Source organism: Bartonella sp. HY406 (genome assembly GCF_025449315.1).
Classification (GTDB): domain Bacteria; phylum Pseudomonadota; class Alphaproteobacteria; order Rhizobiales; family Rhizobiaceae; genus HY038.
Map to the genome: position 1 here is coordinate 1,586,330 of NZ_CP104893.1, position 19,416 is coordinate 1,605,745.

At 40.3% G+C, this 19,416-nt stretch carries 17 protein-coding genes; 7 read left to right on the plus strand and 10 right to left on the minus strand.

The annotated features are described in order from the left end of the window. Positions 1-363 precede the first annotated feature (363 nt). From N6B01_RS06650 to N6B01_RS06665, 4 genes are all read right to left on the minus strand, one after another. Positions 364-1,050: an ABC transporter ATP-binding protein gene (locus tag N6B01_RS06650; protein ID WP_262080602.1), complete on the minus strand. Its 687-nt coding sequence runs from the start codon at positions 1,048-1,050 to the stop codon at positions 364-366. Further along, entirely contained in the window at positions 1,047-2,351 is a 1,305-nt protein-coding gene (locus N6B01_RS06655; RefSeq protein WP_246708174.1) for a lipoprotein-releasing ABC transporter permease subunit, read from the minus strand. The genes N6B01_RS06650 and N6B01_RS06655 overlap by 4 nt, the downstream gene beginning before the upstream one ends. After that, entirely contained in the window at positions 2,348-3,676 is a 1,329-nt protein-coding gene (gene proS / locus N6B01_RS06660) for a proline--tRNA ligase (RefSeq protein WP_262080499.1), read from the minus strand. Before proS ends, N6B01_RS06655 begins: the two co-directional genes overlap by 4 nt. A gap of 555 nt (positions 3,677-4,231) precedes the next feature. Then, positions 4,232-5,380: an anhydro-N-acetylmuramic acid kinase gene (locus N6B01_RS06665; RefSeq protein WP_262080500.1), complete on the minus strand. Its 1,149-nt coding sequence runs from the start codon at positions 5,378-5,380 to the stop codon at positions 4,232-4,234. A gap of 108 nt (positions 5,381-5,488) precedes the next feature. Here N6B01_RS06665 and tyrS point away from each other — a divergent pair, with 108 nt between their 5' ends. Further along, positions 5,489-6,742, plus strand: coding sequence for a tyrosine--tRNA ligase (tyrS, locus tag N6B01_RS06670; RefSeq protein WP_182419485.1), 1,254 nt, complete (start codon positions 5,489-5,491; stop codon positions 6,740-6,742). Positions 6,743-6,832: 90 nt separating this feature from the next. Here the strand turns inward: tyrS and purN are convergent, their stop codons facing one another. Both purN and purM read right to left on the minus strand, forming a co-directional pair. Beyond that, complete coding sequence (gene purN / locus N6B01_RS06675; RefSeq protein WP_262080501.1) at positions 6,833-7,450, minus strand: phosphoribosylglycinamide formyltransferase; 618 nt, start codon at positions 7,448-7,450, stop codon at positions 6,833-6,835. After that, positions 7,447-8,523, minus strand: a complete 1,077-nt coding sequence (gene purM / locus N6B01_RS06680; RefSeq protein ID WP_262080502.1) for a phosphoribosylformylglycinamidine cyclo-ligase — start codon at positions 8,521-8,523, stop codon at positions 7,447-7,449. Before purM ends, purN begins: the two co-directional genes overlap by 4 nt. A 267-nt stretch (positions 8,524-8,790) precedes the next feature. Here purM and N6B01_RS06685 point away from each other — a divergent pair, with 267 nt between their 5' ends. The 6 genes from N6B01_RS06685 to N6B01_RS06710 all read left to right on the plus strand — a co-directional run bounded on the left by N6B01_RS06685 (position 8,791) and on the right by N6B01_RS06710 (position 15,054). Further along, the gene (locus N6B01_RS06685; RefSeq protein WP_262080503.1) at positions 8,791-10,020 is read left to right on the plus strand and encodes an AI-2E family transporter; all 1,230 of its coding nucleotides are present in this window, start codon (positions 8,791-8,793) and stop codon (positions 10,018-10,020) included. Continuing rightward, positions 10,017-10,712: a P-loop NTPase family protein gene (locus tag N6B01_RS06690; RefSeq protein WP_262080504.1), complete on the plus strand. Its 696-nt coding sequence runs from the start codon at positions 10,017-10,019 to the stop codon at positions 10,710-10,712. Before N6B01_RS06685 ends, N6B01_RS06690 begins: the two co-directional genes overlap by 4 nt. Before the next feature lie 182 nt (positions 10,713-10,894). Further along, positions 10,895-12,163 (plus strand): M16 family metallopeptidase, encoded by a 1,269-nt coding sequence (locus N6B01_RS06695; RefSeq protein WP_182419489.1) that lies wholly within the window; start codon positions 10,895-10,897, stop codon positions 12,161-12,163. 217 nt (positions 12,164-12,380) lie between these two features. Beyond that, complete coding sequence (locus N6B01_RS06700; RefSeq protein WP_262080505.1) at positions 12,381-13,229, plus strand: TIGR01459 family HAD-type hydrolase; 849 nt, start codon at positions 12,381-12,383, stop codon at positions 13,227-13,229. 2 nt (positions 13,230-13,231) lie between these two features. Next, positions 13,232-14,233, plus strand: a complete 1,002-nt coding sequence (locus N6B01_RS06705; protein WP_262080506.1) for a bifunctional riboflavin kinase/FAD synthetase — start codon at positions 13,232-13,234, stop codon at positions 14,231-14,233. 122 nt (positions 14,234-14,355) lie between these two features. Continuing rightward, positions 14,356-15,054, plus strand: a complete 699-nt coding sequence (locus tag N6B01_RS06710; protein ID WP_262080507.1) for a TIGR02281 family clan AA aspartic protease — start codon at positions 14,356-14,358, stop codon at positions 15,052-15,054. A gap of 138 nt (positions 15,055-15,192) precedes the next feature. Here the strand turns inward: N6B01_RS06710 and N6B01_RS06715 are convergent, their stop codons facing one another. The 4 genes from N6B01_RS06715 to ccmI are packed head-to-tail and all read right to left on the minus strand — an operon-like array spanning position 15,193 to position 19,267. After that, complete coding sequence (locus tag N6B01_RS06715; RefSeq protein ID WP_262080508.1) at positions 15,193-15,651, minus strand: cytochrome c-type biogenesis protein; 459 nt, start codon at positions 15,649-15,651, stop codon at positions 15,193-15,195. An 8-nt stretch (positions 15,652-15,659) separates the two neighbouring features. Further along, a complete protein-coding gene (locus N6B01_RS06720) occupies positions 15,660-17,663 on the minus strand; it encodes a heme lyase CcmF/NrfE family subunit (RefSeq protein WP_262080509.1) in 2,004 nt (667 codons plus the stop codon). Continuing rightward, entirely contained in the window at positions 17,653-18,144 is a 492-nt protein-coding gene (gene ccmE / locus N6B01_RS06725; RefSeq protein ID WP_182419494.1) for a cytochrome c maturation protein CcmE, read from the minus strand. The genes N6B01_RS06720 and ccmE overlap by 11 nt, the downstream gene beginning before the upstream one ends. Before the next feature lies 1 nt (position 18,145). Further along, positions 18,146-19,267 carry a c-type cytochrome biogenesis protein CcmI gene (gene ccmI / locus N6B01_RS06730; protein ID WP_262080512.1) on the minus strand — a complete coding sequence of 374 codons (1,122 nt, stop codon included), beginning with the start codon at positions 19,265-19,267 and terminating at the stop codon, positions 18,146-18,148. Positions 19,268-19,416 lie beyond the last annotated feature (149 nt).

Genomic DNA, 19,416 nt, shown 5'->3' on the forward strand with positions numbered 1-19,416 from the left:
GCGATTTTACCGGAGGAGGTGCAAATAATAATTCATTTAAGCCAAGTTTTTTGCATAGTCTTAGCAACGCCATTTTCATTTATATTTATAGGAATATGAATAGTCTTTTAATAATATTACTTAATAATCCAATTTTCTATAGTAAACGAATAATAAGAATTAAACTGGCTTCACTTTATAGGTGTTTAGTACCAAGCTTTCTAAACATTCTTATAGTGTTTTTAATTAAATTATGGACAAATTTTATACAAAAAAGGAGAGCATTTCGCCCTCCTTGATTAATAAATTTAAAAATAAGATAGAACGTCAAGCTAGTTCAAAATAATTCTTAGCAAATTCTCAAACATATTGAACCTAAAAACTTTACGACAGCTCAACTATTTTTCCATTTTCAAGAGTAATTCGGCGATCCATTTGCTTGGCAAGTGCATGATTATGAGTTGCAATCAATGCGGCAAGCCCAGATTGCTTAACCAAAGCTTGTAACGCCTGAAATACATAATTGGATGTAACTGGATCAAGATTACCTGTTGGCTCATCAGCTAGCAACACCATCGGTACATTCGCAACGGCGCGTGCAATGGCCACCCGCTGCTGCTCACCACCAGATAATTCCGATGGGCGATGCTTAATGCGATGCCCTACCCGCATATATTCAAGGAGCTTTTCGGCGCGGGCTGCAGCCTCCTTCTTCTTTAAGCCACTAATTAATTGCGGCATCATTACATTTTCAAGTGCAGTAAATTCTGGCAACAAATGATGGAACTGATAGACAAACCCAACTTCGGAACGGCGAATGGCCGTACGTTCATTATCGGATAATTTTGAACAGCTCTTACCACATAATTCTACTTCACCACCATTAGGCTTTTCTAACAAGCCGGCAATGTGCAATAAAGTTGATTTACCCGCACCTGAAGGCGCAACCAAGGCAACTGTTTCACCGCTATTTAAGGTAAAATTCGCTTTGTCTAATATTGTTAAAGCTTGATCGCTATCATTATAAGTGCGATCAACATTAATGAGTTTTAAAACAGGCTCAGCCATTATTCATACCTTAATGCTTGAACGGGATCGAGGCGAGACGCACGCCATGCAGGCAAGATGGTTGCCAATAATGACAGCGATAAGGTCATAATAATGACCATTCCAATTTGACCGACATCCAAACGCGATGGTAATTGCGTTAGCATATAAATCTGCGGATTAAAGACTTCCTCTCCAGAAACCCAAGTAACGAATTTCTGAATATGTTCGATGTTAAGGCTAGTAACGACACCGAGTAAACTGCCCAACAATGTGCCTATTACCCCAATGACCGCGCCAGTCATAATGAAAATACGCATAATAGCACCGCGCCTTGCACCCATAGTGCGCAAAATAGCGATATCATGCCCCTTATCTTTAACCAACATAACGAGTCCAGAAATAATATTAAGAGCGGCGACAAGAACAATCAGTGATAAGATAATAAACATAACATTGCGTTCAACTTGCAATGCTGAAAAAAATGTCTGATTGCGCTGTCGCCAATCAATCATATAGACATTTGGAATGGTACCATTTTCGATCATTGGCTGAACTTCTTGATCAATTGCCAATCGAATATTATCAACCTCATCGGGGTTTTCAATAAAAACCTCAAGTGATTGAACTTTATTTTCTTGATTAAAGAATAGCTGAGCTTGTGATAAAGGCATAAATATCACCGCTGAATCAAACTCAAACATACCAACTTCAAAAATACCACCTACTTTATATGCTTTTTCGCGGCGGGTAACGCCAAAGGGGGTAACATCCCCTTCAGGACCAAGAATGGTGACATAGTCATCAACGCTAACGCCAAGCTTTTGTGCAAGTCCGCTACCTAACAAAATAGTTTCACCATCATCAAACTTATTGATGCCGCCTACCTTGATATTATCAGCAACTGCTGACATTTTTTTTAGATCAGCTTCGCGCATGCCGCGTACAATGGCTCCGCTACCATTTTTGCCATATGTAGCAAAGGCTTGCCCTTCAAGCACAGGTAGAATAAATTTAACACCGTGTAACTTTTCAAGCTGCGGAATGAGATTATTATAGTTGTCAAATGATCCAGTGTCTGACTGGACAATTAGATGGCCATTAAAACCTAAAATGCGATCAAGCAAATCAGCTCTAAAACCATTCATAACCGACATCACTACAATCAATGCACAGACACCAATCATGATACCTATAAGGGATATGATGGAAATAATTGAAGTAAAAGCTTGTTTCTTGCGTGGTATCATATAGCGGAAGGCCACCATCCACTCAAAATAAGCGAATGGTTTGCCTTGTTGAATTGGCTTTGTATCTTTACTCATTGGGCTTCAATAATCCGGTTTAAGGCTGCATCAAGAGATAGAGTGATTTTTTCACCGCTTTTGCGATTTTTAACTTCAACTTCTCCATTAGCTGCACCGCGTGGTCCGACAACAATTTGCTCTGGCAGACCGATAAGATCCATAGTCGCAAATTTTGAACCAGCACTTGCATCTGTATCATCAAGCAACACATCAAAACCGGCATTATTAAGACGCTCATAAAGAATATTTGACATTTCATCACATTGTTCATTGCCAGGCTTCATATTGATGAGGCCAATGTCAAATGGTGCAAGCGCTTTCGGCCAAATAATACCCTTATCATCGTGAGATGCTTCAATAGCCGCAGCAATCAAACGCGAAGGCCCAATACCATAAGACCCCATCGAAACCAGATGATCCTTACCATCAGGACCAGTCACTTTTGCCCCCATTGGCTCTGAATATTTAGTGCCAAAATGGAAAATATGGCCGACTTCAATACCGCGAGCAGCAACTTTCTTATCATCAGCAACAGATGCCCAAGCGGATTCATCATGCATTTCTTCGGTTGCGGCATAGGGCGCTGTCCATTGTGCAACAATATTGGCAAGAGATTCGCTATCATTAAAATTAGTGTCGGCACCAGGAACTTGCATATCAAGATATTGTTGGTCGCAGAAAACCGCGCTTTCACCAGTATCAGCAAGAATAATAAATTCATGGCTCAAATCGCCACCAATTGGCCCGGTATCGGCGCGCATAGGAATAGCATGAAGGCCTGCGCGAGCAAAAGTGCGAAGATAAGCAACAAACATGCGATTATAAGCAGCCTTGGCGCCATCATAATCAAGATCAAAAGAATAAGCATCTTTCATCAAGAATTCACGTGAACGCATAACGCCAAAGCGTGGACGTATTTCATCGCGGAACTTCCATTGAATATGATAAAGATTAAGCGGTAAATCCTTATAAGAACGCACATAGGAACGGAAAACTTCGGTCACCATTTCTTCGTTAGTAGGGCCAAACAGCATATCGCGATCTTGACGATCCTTAATGCGCAACATTTCCTTACCATAATCGTCATAACGACCACTTTCACGCCAAAGATCAGCAGGTTGAATGGTGGGCATCAAGATTTCTAATGCACCTGAGCGATTTTGCTCCTCGCGAATGATTGTACATACCTTGTCCAATACTTTCTTACCCATCGGCAGCCAAGAATAGATACCTGCTGTTTGCTGATGTATCATGCCTGTACGAAGCATCAACCGATGAGAAACGATTTCCGCTTCTTTAGGATTTTCCTTAAGGATAGGGAGAAAATATTGTGAAAGACGCATAGGTAATACCAATCCTGTAATGTAAACACGCGATTCGCGATTTTTATTTTTTCTACAATAACGACAATCATTAAAGAATGAAATATAAGAACGTAAGCGCGCAGTTTTATCGAAAAAAGGCGAGAATACGGCTTCCAGTCATATTGTGGCAAAATTACGCCATTTATATTTTTTCTAATGACAGCCATAATAAAACATGATAGAAAACTGGTGATAACAAACTTAGGTAGATTAAACTACCTAAATGACGCGAGAGTATTTGGGAGGATCAGGTTTTAGGGCGCGTATACCGCTGCCCCCTTAAGTTTAAGGATTAAAACCATCGCGTATAATTATCAAAGCAAGGCTTTCGAGCCTTGCTTTTTTTATGCCCTATTTTTAAACTATTTTAATTTCAGTTTTATGACATGTTTTTTACTTATGTATAGACATACCTATATTATTAAATCTGATACTAATCTAAAAAATATCTATTTTGTGTCGCCAATGCGCTAAATCTTACAATATGTCTAATCCATTAAACAAACTCATGTGATATGTTAGATTTAAAAGCTTTTATAGCTTGGCTGATACAAACACGCCGCCACTCACAGCGGTTATACACCCTGTAGTTTTTGGATAAGTCAGCGGCAAAGATTTTATCGAACGTATAGCAAGATAACCCCATGCTTCAGCCTCGATAAATGCTGAATTAAAACCAATATCATCGGCTGCAATAATATTTATATCGCAAGGTTCTGCAAGTTGTTGCAAATATTTGATGATCGCTTTATTTTTAACGCCACCACCACTAATAACCATTTGCTTTGGCTTTTCACTTAAAAACTTAAAAGAAGAGAAAATCTGTTTGGCAGTTAAGAATGCCAAGGTCGCTGCGCCATCGTTTAGCGATATAGTTTTATCGGTAAGGGGTTTGAAATTTCGCCAATCAAGGGATTTTTTGGTATTTTGTTGATAAATATTATCCAACATAATACTATCAAGGACTTGCTGATTAACTTTTCCTGCTAGTCCCGCCTGACCATTCTTATCAAAATGTCCTTGATTATTAAAAGCCATCCATTGATCAATCAACACATTACCAGGCCCACAATCAAAAGCAATGATATTATCATCTCTTTCTAGATCTGCTGTTTGTACCAATGTTAGGTTAGATATGCCGCCAATATTAATAAAAGCAACCGGAAATTTTAAATAATCATGCTGCATAGCGGCAAGAGCCGCATGATAGATCGGCACAAGCGGCGCACCCTGCCCTTTATGGAGCATATCATTGGCACGCATATCGTAAACCACATCAATGCCAGTTTCACGCGCAAGTAAAGAGCCATCACCCAATTGCAAGGTGAACCCCTCATCAGGTCGGTGCAAAATGGTTTGTCCATGAAAGCCGATAATATCGATCAGTTCTGACTTTAGTTCAAGCTTTTTTAAAAGTGATTTAACCACCATTACATGTTCTAGGGTTAAGTCGCGTTCAAGCGTATCAAGCCCATTAGGGCGCGCAGTGCGATCTGTAATTTGCTGTGCAAGATCAAGGCTTTTTTTAAGGCGGTTACGAAAATCGTTTGAATAAGAGTGACTGAAAGTCGATATAACGCGCGATTGGCCTAAACCATCACTTTCAATAAGCGCTGCATCAATTCCATCCATTGATGTACCGCTCATTAATCCAATCGCCATTTTAAAATCTTGTTTTTTCATTTTGCACCCAACACTGATTCCTTGTTATTTATAGCCGATTCATGCTAGCAAGGCATAGCGCGTTTCATTGCGTGTATAATTTCAATTTTATAAATTCAGGAAAGATCGATGTCGGGCTTTAAATCAGATTTTCTTCGCGTCATGCAAGAGCGTGGTTTCATTCATCAAGTTTCAGATGAACAAGGTCTAGATGACCTTTTTGCGAAAGAAACCGTTTCAGCCTATATCGGCTTTGATCCAACAGCGAACAGCCTTCACGTTGGCCATATGATGCAAATCATGATGCTTTATTGGCTGCAAAAAACTGGACACCGTCCCGTTGCACTTATGGGCGGCGGCACAGGTATGGTTGGCGATCCATCCTTTAAGGATGAAGCTCGCAAATTGATGACTGTTGAAACAATTGCAGACAATATTGAGGGCATTAAACACGTCTTTTCAAATTACATCACTTTTGGCGATGGCCCAAATGATGCAGTTATTGCAAATAATGCGGATTGGTTGCGCAACCTCAACTATCTTGAATTTTTGCGTGATGTTGGCCGCCATTTTTCAGTTAATCGCATGTTGTCTTTTGACTCGGTTAAATTGCGCCTTGATAGAGAGCACTCACTGTCATTCCTTGAATTTAACTATATGATTTTACAGGCCTATGACTTTGTTGTACTTAATCAACGTCATGGCGTGACCCTGCAAATGGGCGGCTCGGACCAATGGGGCAATATTGTCAATGGTATCGAACTTGGCCACCGTATGGGAACAAGCCAATTATATGCGTTAACTACCCCACTTTTAACCACCGCTTCTGGCGTAAAAATGGGTAAGTCCTTAAACGGTGCGGTTTGGCTAAATGCCGACCTTGTTAGCCCATATGAATTTTGGCAATATTGGCGCAATACCGAAGATGCAGACGTTATTCGCTTCATGAAGCTTTATACAACCCTGCCAATGGACGAAATTGCGCGCCTTGCTCAATTACAAGGCGCAGAAATTAATGATGTCAAAAAAATCTTAGCAACAGAAATTACTGCAATGCTGCATGGCCGCGAAGCTGCCGAGCTTGCAGCTGAAACGGCTCGTCAAACCTTTGAAGAAGGAAAGCTAGGTCAAGATTTGCCAGTAATGGAAATTGCAAGTTCTGAACTTTCAGATGGTGTCGGCATCTTATCTCTATTGGTAAAAGCTGGTCTTGTAAAATCAAACGGTGACGCTCGTCGCAATATTCAAGGCGGCGCGATCCGTGTTAATGACATTGCAGTAAGTGATGAAAGCCGCATAATCAATAACAGCGATTTAGGCACTGAGAATGTGATTAAGCTGTCATTTGGTAAGAAAAAACACATATTGGTAAAACCAATTTAATTCTTTTTGCGATGTAAGACATTTTAAAAGCCGCTTAATATCTTAAATATTAAGCGGCTTTTTATTAAACGTCATAGATTTAACAGCTTATTACCCAAAGGAAATCAATGATTGCTGATCGCTAGTAATATTGCACTTTTTATCTATAAAATTACGCAATGTTTGCGGATAAAGTCGATGCTCTTGCTTTAAAACACGCGCACTTAAACTATCAGCATTATCTGAGGCTAAAACAGGCACTACTGCTTGGGCCAAAATAGGCCCCTCATCCATACCTTCCGTAACGATATGCACAGTGCAGCCGGCAATTTTTACCCCCGCATCAATTGCTCGCTGATGGGTATGGAGGCCTGGAAAAAGTGGCAATAAGGAGGGATGAATATTTAAAATCTTTCCTTCATAAGGCTTGATGAAATTTGCAGAAATAATACGCATATAGCCCGCAAGACAAATAATATCAGGAGCCAACGCATCTAATTGCTGCAAAATTGCATCTTCATGAGCTTGCTTGGAAACAAAAGACGCGCGTTCAAAAACAAAGGTCTCAACACCCTGTAATTTTGCTTTATCCAAACCACCTGCATTGGCTTTATCTGAAAAAACAGCAATAATTTCTGCCGGATAATCTGCAGCTTTGCTTGCTTCAATGAGTTTTTCCATATTCGAGCCGCCGCCCGATATAAAAACGACAACCCGTTTACGACTCATAATGCTAATTGCCCCTTATAGACAACCCCCTTATCTTGTCGCGCTATAAGTTGGCCAATCTCGCTGACTGTTTCGCCACCATCTTCTAATGCTTTTTTAACCGCATCAACATTTTGTGGTGCAACAACAACAATCATGCCAATACCACAGTTAAAGGTACGTAACATTTCATGCATTTCAATATTGCCAGTATTTGCTAACCACTTGAATACTGAAAGCACGGTTACGCTATTAAGATTAATTTCCGCACTTAAATTTTTAGGCAAAACGCGCGGAATATTTTCAGGAAAGCCACCACCTGTAATATGGGCAAGAGCTTTAATCGATTGGGTCGCTTTTATCGCTGATAATATAGAACGCACATAAATACGTGTTGGCGTTAATAATGCGCGGCCAAGTGGCAAAGCTGTATGAAACGGCGCAGGATCGTTCCATGACAACCCCGAATGTTCAACAATCTTGCGCACTAATGAAAAACCGTTGGAATGAATACCTGAGGAGGAAAGACCTAAAATAATATCACCCTCAGCAATATCCTTATGCGGCAATAAAGAACCTCGCTCTGCTGCACCAACAGCAAAGCCAGCAAGATCATAATCACCATCGCGATACATGCCCGGCATTTCAGCCGTTTCACCACCAATTAATGCAGCCCCCGATTGGCGACAACCTTCTGCAATGCCCGATACGATCGCGGCACCTTGGTTGGGGTCGAGTTTACCAGTTGCAAAATAATCAAGGAAGAAAAGCGGCTCAGCTCCCTGCACGACAAGATCATTCACACACATAGCAACAAGATCAATGCCAACATCATCATGATAGCCCGCGTCAATCGCGATTTTAAGCTTTGTACCAACACCATCATTTGCAGCAACCAGAATCGGATCTTTAAAACCGGCGGCTTTTAAATCAAACAACCCACCAAAACCACCAATTTCTGTATCGGCGCCTGCACGGCTTGTTGAGCGCACCAATGGCTTAATGAGGTCAACCATATGGTTCCCCGCATCAATATCCACACCTGATTGTGCATAAGTGAGGCCGACAGTTTGGTCTTTACTATCTTTAACCATTTTTAGGTTTCCTTGCATTAAAATAGCGCAATAATTATGCATTTGCCATGCCACGCCCAAAGCCGCAAGAAAAAATCGCATAATTTTTAAAAAAACACACTTTTAAACAAAAGACTTATGGATAGCAGCCTTGACCAATGATATTTCAACACATATCTGATAGTCTTGTGCTCCTTAGTATTCGTCTAAGATTTGGTCACTATGTGGTCATGAAGCAATGTTAAAACGCTCAGGCAAAAATGAATTATGATAAATTAGGCGGTCAATATGCAAGATGAAACGCAAGATGCTGGCAACAAAAAAAGCGATGAGGTCGTAACGATTTCCGCCAGCCAATTGCGGCAATTAAAGCGGAAGGAGCGCCAAGAAGCGCGAGCCTTGCGCTCAAAAGCCAATTTTGTTCTTGTACCTTTACAGGGTAATGTGCGTAAACAAGCTTTTTTTTGGCTTGGAACACTACTATTTTTCATTATGTTTCTGATTGTTTTCAGCGATGTATTATTGCCTTTTGTTGCCGGTATTGCCCTTGCCTATTTTTTAAATCCTGTAGTAGAATTTTTGGAGAAAGTTGGCTTTTCTCGAATGTGGGCCACTGTTGCGATTGTCATATTTGTCGTAGTCATATTTGCTCTGGCAATTATCATACTCGTACCTTTGCTTGCCCAGCAATTGGCCGGCTTTGCTAGTAATATTCCAAGCTATATAAAGCCATTACGCGAATTTTTGAAAAATCAAGATCTGTCTTGGTTACATCAATTTAATATTGATACCTCTACTCTGCAAGGTAGCCTACAAAGCTTACTTGACAAGCTTTCAACTATTGTGACAGGACTTTTCCAATCGCTTTGGGATTCAGGTCGCGCCATTGTTAACGTCTTCATCTTATGGATCATGGCGCCAGTTGTGGCATTTTACATGCTACTCGACTGGGACCGAATGGTTGACACAGTTGATTCATGGATCCCACGGGATCATCTTTCAACTATTCGTAGTATTTTTGCGCAAATGGATCGCGCTGTTGCTGGCTTCATTCGTGGTCAAGGTTCGGTATGTTTGATCCTAGGTTGCTATTATGCCATCGGGCTAACCATTTCTGGCTTGAACTTTGGTCTATTGATCGGTCTTTTTGTTGGTTTTATTAGCTTTATTCCTTATGTAGGGTCGGCTATTGGGCTTTTATTGGCCGTTGGTATGGCAGCATTTCAGTATTGGCCAGACAGTTGGGGCTGGATTGTTGTCGTTGCCTGCCTTTTCTTTGTTGGACAATTTGTTGAAGGCTATATTTTGCAGCCAAAGCTAGTTGGTTCGTCGGTAGGACTTCATCCTGTTTGGTTAATGTTTGCCCTTTTTGCCTTTGGTGCAATATTTGGGTTTACCGGTATGCTGATTGCTGTACCGGCGGCAGCGGCGGTTGGAGTTCTTGTACGTTTCGCTCTTCATACATATTTAGAATCACCCGTTTATAAGGGTAATGATGGCGCGGAGCGTGGTGAATGAATGTAACACCAAGGCAACTACCTTTGGCTTTGGAGCCTGAGGCACGCTATAGTATTGACGATTTTGTTGTAACACCTGCCAATCATACCGCATTTAACCTATTGGAAAGTTGGCCAAACTGGCCCTCACCCGTGACGGTACTCGTTGGCCCAAAAGGCTCAGGCAAAACTCACCTATCAGCAGTATGGGCTGCGCAGAGCTATGCGCACGAATTTAATCATAAAAAGATAGACGCAGCTATAAGGGCGGCATTATCTGGTACACCAATCTTGATTGAGGATATGGCGCCACATAAATTTGATGAAACGGCGCTTTTTCATCTTATCAATACGATAAGGCAAACACGTATTGAAAATGCACAAAGTTCGCTTTTAATGACATCGCATTTGCGACCAATTGATTGGCAGGTTGGCCTGCCTGATCTTGCCTCACGATTAAATGCGGTTTCATTAATAGAGCTCTCACCTCCTGATGAAATGCTATTAAGTGCGGTCATTACCAAGCTATTTGCCGATAGGCAGCTTAATATTGACCCTAATTTGATCCCATTTATTGCTGGCCGCATTGAGCGATCTTTAGCTGCAGCGGCGAAGTTTGTTGCTCTTACCGATGCCATGGCACTTGAAGAAAAAAGTCGCATAAACCGTAGCTTAGTTGCCAATGTATTAGCAAAAATGGAATTTGATTCTTGATCGTTATCCATAACGCAATTAAATTTAATTTATATTAGAAGGTTCACAATTGTGGTTCAAAGTAGGTTTTCCTATAATTGTGAATAAAAAAACTATTAAAAGGCTTTTCAACATAATTGAAAAATTCTAAGCTGCTTATTTTACTTAAGCACTAAATGATAAGATCGGGAGCATATAGCGTAATGGGTGTTGACATAAGTCGTTTAAGCAATGGATTAACAATTGCAACCCATACCATGCGGCAGGTTGAAACTGTTGCGCTTGGCATTTGGATAAAGGCTGGCTCACGTAACGAAAAGAGCAACCAACATGGCATAGCCCATCTGTTAGAACATATGGCTTTTAAAGGTACTGCAAAACGCACATCTTTACAAATAGCTACAGAAATTGAAGATGTCGGCGGCGAAATAAATGCCGCAACTAGCGTTGAAACCACTGGTTATTTTGCCCGCGTTCTTGCTGATGACGTTCCGCTTGCAATTGATATCCTGTCCGATATTATTACCAATCCTCTTTTTGACGAAGAAGAGCTAGAGCTTGAAAAAAACGTAATTTTACAAGAAATAGGTGCAGCTCACGACACGCCCGATGATGTTGTTTTCGACCATTTTTCGGAAACGGCATTTAGACACCAGACTATAGGCCGCCCCATTTTAGGCACTGCAGAAACAGTTTTAAGTTTTAGCGCTGATGATTTACGCAAATTCATGCAAGATCATTATTGTGCGAGCCATATGATCGTCGTTGCTGCTGGGGCTGTTGAGCATGAAAGCTTCGTTAAAGAAGTTGAAATGCGTCTTGGCGACTTTAGAAGCCATTCATCTGGTACAATTCCTGATCTTGCCAATTATGTTGGCGGCGATTTTCGTGAATATCGCGATTTAAAAGATGCGCAATTGCTACTCGGTTTTGAAGGCCGCGCCTACCATATGCGCGATTTTTATGCTTCGCAACTTTTAGCAATTGTTCTTGGCGGCGGCATGTCCTCACGTCTATTTCAAGAAATACGTGAAAATCGTGGCTTATGCTATTCTATTTATTCATTTCATTGGGGCTTTTCTGATACCGGTCTATTTGGTATTCATGCAGCAACTGGGCATGATGGCTTAGAGCCACTTGTACCCGTTATTCTTGATGAACTTTATAAGGCAAGTGAAAATATTACCGAAGCCGAGGTTAGGCGCGCCAAAGCGCAATATCGTGCTGGGCTAATGATTTCGTCTGAAAGCTCGATGAGTAAAGCACACCATATTGCGCGGCAATTATTGCTTTATAATCGCGTTATTCCAAATTCTGAACTGCTAGAGCGACTTTCGCAAGTCAATAGTGATCGCTTAACCGATCTTGCGCGTCGTTTATTTTTAGATTCAAAACCAACAATGGCTGCAATTGGACCGATTGGCAAACTTATGCCATTTGAAGATATGCAAATGAAATTACGGATCCATTAAATTGCATGAAAGCAATATTTGATAATTTTTACCAAGCTTTATAATAAAGTCGACATATTGAAATGACAAAATTACATATCCATTCACGGGTAAAGTTTTCAATGGCAGTCAATCTTGCTATTCGATTTTGCATGTTGGCAAATGGAAAGCAGTTACTTATATAGAAATGCAGCATAACATTTATTGACTATTATTCCTTTAACTTTAGGAGCACTTTATGAAACACCTCGACCGCCTTGATAATATATTTGGTCAATATGACATTTTCTTTTGTGATGTATGGGGTGTTTTACATAATGGAATACATGTTTTTCCAAAGCCGCAAGCAGCCCTAAAAGCAGCGCGGGACGCAGGAAAACATGTTATTCTTATAACCAACTCACCAAGACCACGCGATGGCGTTGCACAACAACTTGCGGATATGGGCGTTGATGCCAATTGTTATGATGACATTGTCACCTCTGGTGATGTAACAAGAGATTTAATCGCAGAAGGTCCTAAAAAGCTATTTCTTATTGGACCAGATCGTGATCTAGCCTTATTTGATGGGCTTGACTGTGAATTAGTTGAAGAATTTGAAGCAAGTGGTGTGGTGGTCACTGGCCTTTATGAAGACGAAACTGAAACACCTGATGATTATGCAGAACTATTACAGCGTTTGCGTATGCGCAATTTACCCATGATATGCGCCAACCCTGATATTATGGTAGAGCGTGGCGACAAGCTTGTTTGGTGCGCTGGTGCACTGGCTCGCGACTATGCACAATTGGGTGGGCGCACAATGATTGCCGGCAAGCCACATCATCCAATATATGAATTAGCTTTAAAGAAAATGCGCGCTATTTTAAACCAAGAAGCCAATAAAGAAAAAATCTTAGTTATTGGAGATGGCGTTTTAACCGACATTAAGGGCGGTGTTAATAATGGCTTTGATACGCTTTATATTGCGCGCGGTATTCATGCCAATGAATATTGTATTGATGGTGAGATCAATCAAAAGCTACTTGAGGAATTCTTTGCCCCTTATTCTTTAGTGCCCAATTTTGATATGATGGAGCTTGAATAGGCGTGCAATCAAAAAAAATTATCCGCCTGCCTGACGTTGGTGTACTGCCAAGCCAGTTACAGGGCGGCGTTATTGCCATTGGTAACTTTGACGGTGTTCATCGTGGTCATCTAGCTGTGTTAGAAACTGCGCTTGAAAAGGCGCGTCTGCTTGGAAAACCAGCTATTGTTCTTACCTTTGAACCGCATCCGCGCAGTTTTTTTAATCCAACTAAGCCCTTATATCGCCTTACTCCTGCCGATGAACGTGCTGAAATTTTAGAAAAACTCGGATTTGACGCAGTCATTGAACAACGCTTCACCAAGGATTTCTCATCCCATCAGGCAAAAGAATTTACGGATACGATCTTGCGTGACTGCTTAAAGGCAAGTGTCGTTGTTACGGGGGATAATTTTCACTTTGGAGCAAAGCGCTCTGGAACCCCCGAATTTCTTATTAATGAAGGTAAGAATTGCGGTTTTGATGTCGTTATTGTTGATGGCTTTCTTGATGAAAATCGTGAACTCGTATCTTCTAGCCGCATTAGGCAAGCTTTAAGTTGCGGCGCAGTAGAAGAAGCAGCAGGTCTTCTTGGTTACCGCTATACCATTAAATCCAATGTCGTTCATGGTGCAGCTCTAGGGCGACAAATTGGGTTCCCCACCGCCAATATGCGGTTAGATAGTGATACTGGTTTAAAATTTGGCGTTTATGCGGTACGTTTTCGCACGCAAAATGGCAAAATTTTTAATGGTGTTGCAAGCTATGGATTAAGGCCGACAGTTAATGAATTAAAGGAACCATTATTAGAGACCTTCATTTTTGATTTTAATGAAGATATTTATGGGCAAACATGTTTTGTTTCATTCTTTTCCTATTTGCGTGGAGAATTAAAGTTCGACGGACTTGAGCCTATGATCGAGCAAATCAAAAAAGATGAAGAAGAAGCACGTGAAATACTAACCCATATTGCCCCACTCAATCCAATAGACCAATATTTAGCTTTTGATAACTGGGATAAATAGTAATATTTTTTAATTTTATTTGCTTATAATTTGAAAAAAATTATAGATTGCTCCAACAGCACATTATCTATAGCATCTATAGCAATATATTTGCGAAAAAATATTATAATAGGGATTTTAACATGCGGTTATTATGGATTTGTCTCACTGCAGTTGGTGTTATTGCTTTAATTTTTTATCTAGGCAATGACAATATTAGTTCGTCCTCCCTAACAAATAGTGATCTAGCCAGAATAACAACTGGAGGTTTATTTGCCACAATTCTTGCGGCAGGACTACTGTCGTCTGGCATTACCCTTAGCCATGTTTTTAAAAATATACTTATTTGGGTAGCTATTATAGGCGTTCTACTTATTGGTTATAATAATCGCTTTCATCTGCAAGATATTGCCCATAATATCAGTGGCGGCTTAGTTCCAGCAAGCGTGCTTTCAGTTGACCTAACGAGTAGGAATACAGTTACCATTGATCGTGGAAGCAACGGACACTACCAAATAACCGGTAAAGTTGATGATCATAGGGTAAAATTCTTAATAGATACTGGCGCAACATCGATAGTCCTTACCAATGAAACAGCTATTGATATTGGTATAGACATTCAAGGGTTAAATTATACCACACCCGTATCAACAGCAAATGGCAGTCTTAACACAGCGCGTGTAAGATTAGATAGTATAAGCATCGGTTCAATTACTCGTAAAAAATTAAATGCTTTAATTGCACCATCAGGTGCTTTGTCAGATAATTTGCTTGGTATGAATTTTATTAATACACTTTCAAGTACCTCTATTAGAGGTAACCAACTTATTTTGATTGACTAAGAAACTTAAAATTTAGAGCATTTTCAATTAAGTGCTCTAAATTTTTTGTATTTTAATCTAAAAAAAGCGCATACTTATTAAAATTATCAAGCTCGAGATATCCGCTTTAAATCTATTATCTATCCCTCTAGAGCAAGATTACTCATCCAATATCCTTTGCAAGCGCCGTTTTTCTTCGACTGTAAGTTCAACTTGCTGGGAAGGTTTCTTTTGCCTAAAATTATAAAGAATATAAGCAAAAGCTGCTAAAAGAATTAAAATTGGAGAAAGCCATAAGAGTATAGTAGAACCTTCAAAACGTGGCTTTAACAAGACATATTCACCATAACGAGCAACAATATAGTCTATTGCTTTTTGATTACTATCACCTTCACTTAGGCGTTCTCGCACCAACATTCGCAAATCACGAGCGAGTGGCGCATTAGAATCATCAATGGACTCGTTTTGGCATACAAGACAACGCAGATGCGAAGAAATCTCGCGTGCTCTTGCTTCTAGATTAGCATCAGGCAATATTTCATCAGGCTGAACAGCTTGAGCAACACTCGCAAAGCCAACAAACAAGATAAATATCACCAATCGGATAGTATTTTTCATCTCTATGCCTATTTTTCATCCAAAAGCAAAGCGGTCGAAAGCTTTTGGCGAGTTTTAGCCCCTTTAGGCGCACCAATGCGTAGCCGTCGATCAGAAAGAGACAGAAGTCCCCCTAACATCATTAAAAATCCACCACCCCAAATCATTAACACATTAGGCTTCGACCAAATATGCACAATCATGGCATTATCTTCGACATAATTACCTGGTGCAATATAATATTGTGATAATCCTCGCCATAAAAGGCCAGCTTCAGTCGTTTGCATGGTTTGGGATGGAAAAGTTCTTTTAGATGCGGTTACTTCACCAATATATTTATCTGCATCGCGATTAAACATGGTAAAATGCATCCGATTTTCTTGATAATTCGCGCCATTTAAAGACTGATATCCATCAAAACGAATAGTTTTCCCTGCAATTTCTACACTTTGACCCGGCTTCATAGTTAAGATACGCTCTTGGCCAAAAGTTGCAACTGCAACAATGCCGAAAAGGGTTACGCCTAATCCCATATGGGCGAATGCCGCCCCCCAATCCGCACGAGGCAAGCCCTTAAGGCGCGCAATGCGCGTTTTGAATGATGTACCCCATTTGCCACTTTTCAGAACAACTTCAGCAAATGAACCAAAGATGACAAAAACTCCAAGCCCTATCCCTACACATGATAAGATTTCTTTATAACCACTTAGGTAAAAGCTAACAATCATCGCAATAAGCGCCAAAATAAAACACATAGAAAGGCGGCCAGCTGCGAGCATAAGATCACCACGCTTCCAAGCAAGCAATGTTCCAAATGGAACACCTACCAACAAGGGAATGAATAGTGGCCCAAAGGTCATATTGAAAAATGGTGCGCCAACTGAAATTTTTTGGTCCCATAGCATTTCAGCGATTAAAGGATAAAGTGTGCCAACCAACACCGTAGCGCTTGCAGTGGTTAAAAAAACATTATTAAAAACCAAAGCACCTTCGCGGGATATTGGCTGAAAAAGACCACTATTTTTGATATTTGGTGCACGTATTGCAAATAATAATAAAGCAACACCAATGAAAAAACCTAAAATGGCTAAAATAGCAATACCGCGTTTCGGATCGACAGCAAAACTATGTACAGAAGTCAATATGCCTGAACGTACTAAAAATGTGCCAAGCAAAGATAAGGAAAATGCAATAATTGCCAGAAGAATAGTCCAAACTTTTAATGCTGCGCGTTTTTCAAGCACAATAGCCGAATGTAGCAAGGCAGTTCCCGCAAGCCATGGCATCAAAGATGCGTTCTCCACCGGATCCCAAAACCAATAACCGCCCCAACCAAGCTCATAATAAGCCCAATAAGACCCCATGGTAATACCACCAGTTAAAAACACCCACGAAATAAGTGCCCAAGGGCGCACCCAACGGCCAAAAGCCGCATCAACTCGGCCGGTTATAAGTGCAGCAATCGCAAATGAAAAACAGACTGAAAAACCAACATAGCCAAGATAGAGCATTGGAGGATGCAAGGCCAAGCCAATATCCTGCAAAATAGGATTAAGGTCATTACCCTGTAAGGCAGGAGGATCAATTCTTGCGAATGGATTAGATGTAAACAGAATAAATGCTAAAAATGCACTCGCAATGGCACTTTGGCAGCATAACGTCAATGTCGAAAGATTTAACGGTAAGTTTTTGCCGAAAATTGCAACCAAAGCACTAAAAAAGGCAAGAATAAGCACCCAAAGAAACATTGATCCTTCATGATTTCCCCAAACACCGGTAATCTTATATAATAAGGGTTTTTCTGAATGAGAATTTTGTACAACATTGAGAACAGAAAAATCTGAAATTACATAAGAATAAGTTAGTGACAAAAAAGCAAAGCCAATTAAAATGAATACGATAATACTAATCGAACGGTTGGCAAGCATAAGTCCAACATTATTGCGATAAACCGCAATAGGTACAATGAAGGTTTGAAAAAAGCTAAGACAAAAGGCAAGAATTGTAAGGAATAAACCAATTTCATTTATCATGTTTTTGATATTCCTCCCAAAGGCCTTGGGCCTTCAACCGATCAGCTACATCTTTGGGAACATATTTTTCGTCATGCTTGGCTAAAACACGGCTAGCTATAAATACCTTATCACCATTAAAGTTACCTTCAACGATAACACCTTGATCTTCCCTAAAAAGATCAGGCAAAATACCATTGAACTTAACATATTCTACTTTGCCAAAATCAGTTACGTTAAAAGATACCTCCGTACCTTCACCGCGAACAACGCTACCCTTCTCAACAAAACCGCCAAGTCGTAATGGCCTTTGCGAGGCTATATCCTCTTCAGTGATCTCTGATGGCATACGAAAATAACTCGCCGTGTCCCCTAAAGCAAAAACCACAAGACCAACTGCTGCAGCCATGACAAAAAGCGCTAAAAACAATAACATATAGCGTTTTCGGCGCGCTTTTTTTAAATGCATTTGAAAACTATTGGATTTTGCACTCATTGACATGTCAGTGTGCCTCTTTTGCATGCGAGGGAGAAAAGCCTTTATCTTGTAGAGTATTAATCAATTTTTCTCTATTTTCAGGAGATAAGAGACGTAGAGCTTTTTCATAAGTGGAACGAACTTTTTCAGGTTGCTCCAAAAGAAAATAAGCATTGATCAACATCAACCAACCTTGTAAATCCTGCGGGCTTTCTTGTAGTTTATCTTCGAGTTTGCCAACATTATTGGCAATAAAATCATGCTGCTCTTTTGTCAATTTAGTAGGAGCTTGTGGCTCTATTCCCTTTAGCTGATCGATAACCAGCTGCATATCAGCCACCCAAGCCTGCCCCTTACCATGATCATTTACAAATTTTTCTAACAATTCAATAGCTTGTTGCTGTTCACCATTTTGAATAAGACCACGTGCTAGGAAAATTTGAGGCTGCGGATTTTCTGGATCTAATTTTGCGGCCTGTTGTAAAGCAATTTCTGCATCCTTATTGACAACACCGTTTTCCAATCCCATGAGAGCAATGCCATAACTTAAAAACCTTTTTGAGCTTTCGCCATTCACGCCGAGAGATCGATTAAACATATTCGCAGCATCGCGAAAACGCCCTGTCTCTAAATAAAGATCACCAAGTTTATCAAGTAGGTCACCTTGATCTGGATTACGAGCTAACAGAGCTTCGCTCTTTACAATTTTTTCAGCAAGATCAAGGGTTGAATCATCCTTAGACATCAAGATTTCAAAAGGTCGCTGAGGCATATCGGGGCTTCCCATAAGCGAATAAATCCCCCAACTTCCGGCGATAATAAACAAAATACCAATAAAAACTATTGTTTTCATACCATGATCTTTTGAACCATTCGTGGTATTTAGCCCATTTTTAATCGGCGTTTTTTCGCTAGAAAGAATACGCCGTGCAAGCTCTAGCCGCGCCTCTTTAGCATTTTCATGAGAAATTTGCCCATCAGCTTCTTCTTCATCGATTTCTATGAGCTGACTCTTATAAACAGCTATATCGCTTTGAGCATTATCTTCAGATTTGCTTTTTGATAAAATAGCATCGCGGCCAAGTGCACGCACCAGCAAAAAAACGACACTAATAGTTATTAGAATTAGAATAAACCAAAAGAACATAGCCTATAAAAACCAATTGTCATCAAATGTCCAATCACAATGCTTTTAATTTTTACTTTTTTCACCTTTTATTTCTAATTTTCTAAAACGCTTTAAAAAATACGTAAAAAGGACTTGCTCGCTATTGGTAACAAGCAACTTTTTTAGAT

Excerpts from the sequence above, each read along its gene's own strand:
- N6B01_RS06655 (WP_246708174.1), bottom strand. The coding sequence starts at position 2,351 with ATGAGTAAAGATACAAAGCCAATTCAACAAGGCAAACCATTCGCTTAT.
- proS (WP_262080499.1), bottom strand. The coding sequence starts at position 3,676 with ATGCGTCTTTCACAATATTTTCTCCCTATCCTTAAGGAAAATCCTAAA.
- N6B01_RS06665 (WP_262080500.1), bottom strand. The coding sequence starts at position 5,380 with ATGAAAAAACAAGATTTTAAAATGGCGATTGGATTAATGAGCGGTACA.
- tyrS (WP_182419485.1), top strand. The coding sequence starts at position 5,489 with ATGTCGGGCTTTAAATCAGATTTTCTTCGCGTCATGCAAGAGCGTGGT.
- purN (WP_262080501.1), bottom strand. The coding sequence starts at position 7,450 with ATGAGTCGTAAACGGGTTGTCGTTTTTATATCGGGCGGCGGCTCGAAT.
- purM (WP_262080502.1), bottom strand. The coding sequence starts at position 8,523 with ATGGTTAAAGATAGTAAAGACCAAACTGTCGGCCTCACTTATGCACAA.
- N6B01_RS06685 (WP_262080503.1), top strand. The coding sequence starts at position 8,791 with ATGCAAGATGAAACGCAAGATGCTGGCAACAAAAAAAGCGATGAGGTC.
- N6B01_RS06690 (WP_262080504.1), top strand. The coding sequence starts at position 10,017 with ATGAATGTAACACCAAGGCAACTACCTTTGGCTTTGGAGCCTGAGGCA.
- N6B01_RS06695 (WP_182419489.1), top strand. The coding sequence starts at position 10,895 with ATGGGTGTTGACATAAGTCGTTTAAGCAATGGATTAACAATTGCAACC.
- N6B01_RS06700 (WP_262080505.1), top strand. The coding sequence starts at position 12,381 with ATGAAACACCTCGACCGCCTTGATAATATATTTGGTCAATATGACATT.
- N6B01_RS06710 (WP_262080507.1), top strand. The coding sequence starts at position 14,356 with ATGCGGTTATTATGGATTTGTCTCACTGCAGTTGGTGTTATTGCTTTA.
- N6B01_RS06715 (WP_262080508.1), bottom strand. The coding sequence starts at position 15,651 with ATGAAAAATACTATCCGATTGGTGATATTTATCTTGTTTGTTGGCTTT.
- N6B01_RS06720 (WP_262080509.1), bottom strand. The coding sequence starts at position 17,663 with ATGATAAATGAAATTGGTTTATTCCTTACAATTCTTGCCTTTTGTCTT.
- ccmE (WP_182419494.1), bottom strand. The coding sequence starts at position 18,144 with ATGTCAATGAGTGCAAAATCCAATAGTTTTCAAATGCATTTAAAAAAA.
- ccmI (WP_262080512.1), bottom strand. The coding sequence starts at position 19,267 with ATGTTCTTTTGGTTTATTCTAATTCTAATAACTATTAGTGTCGTTTTT.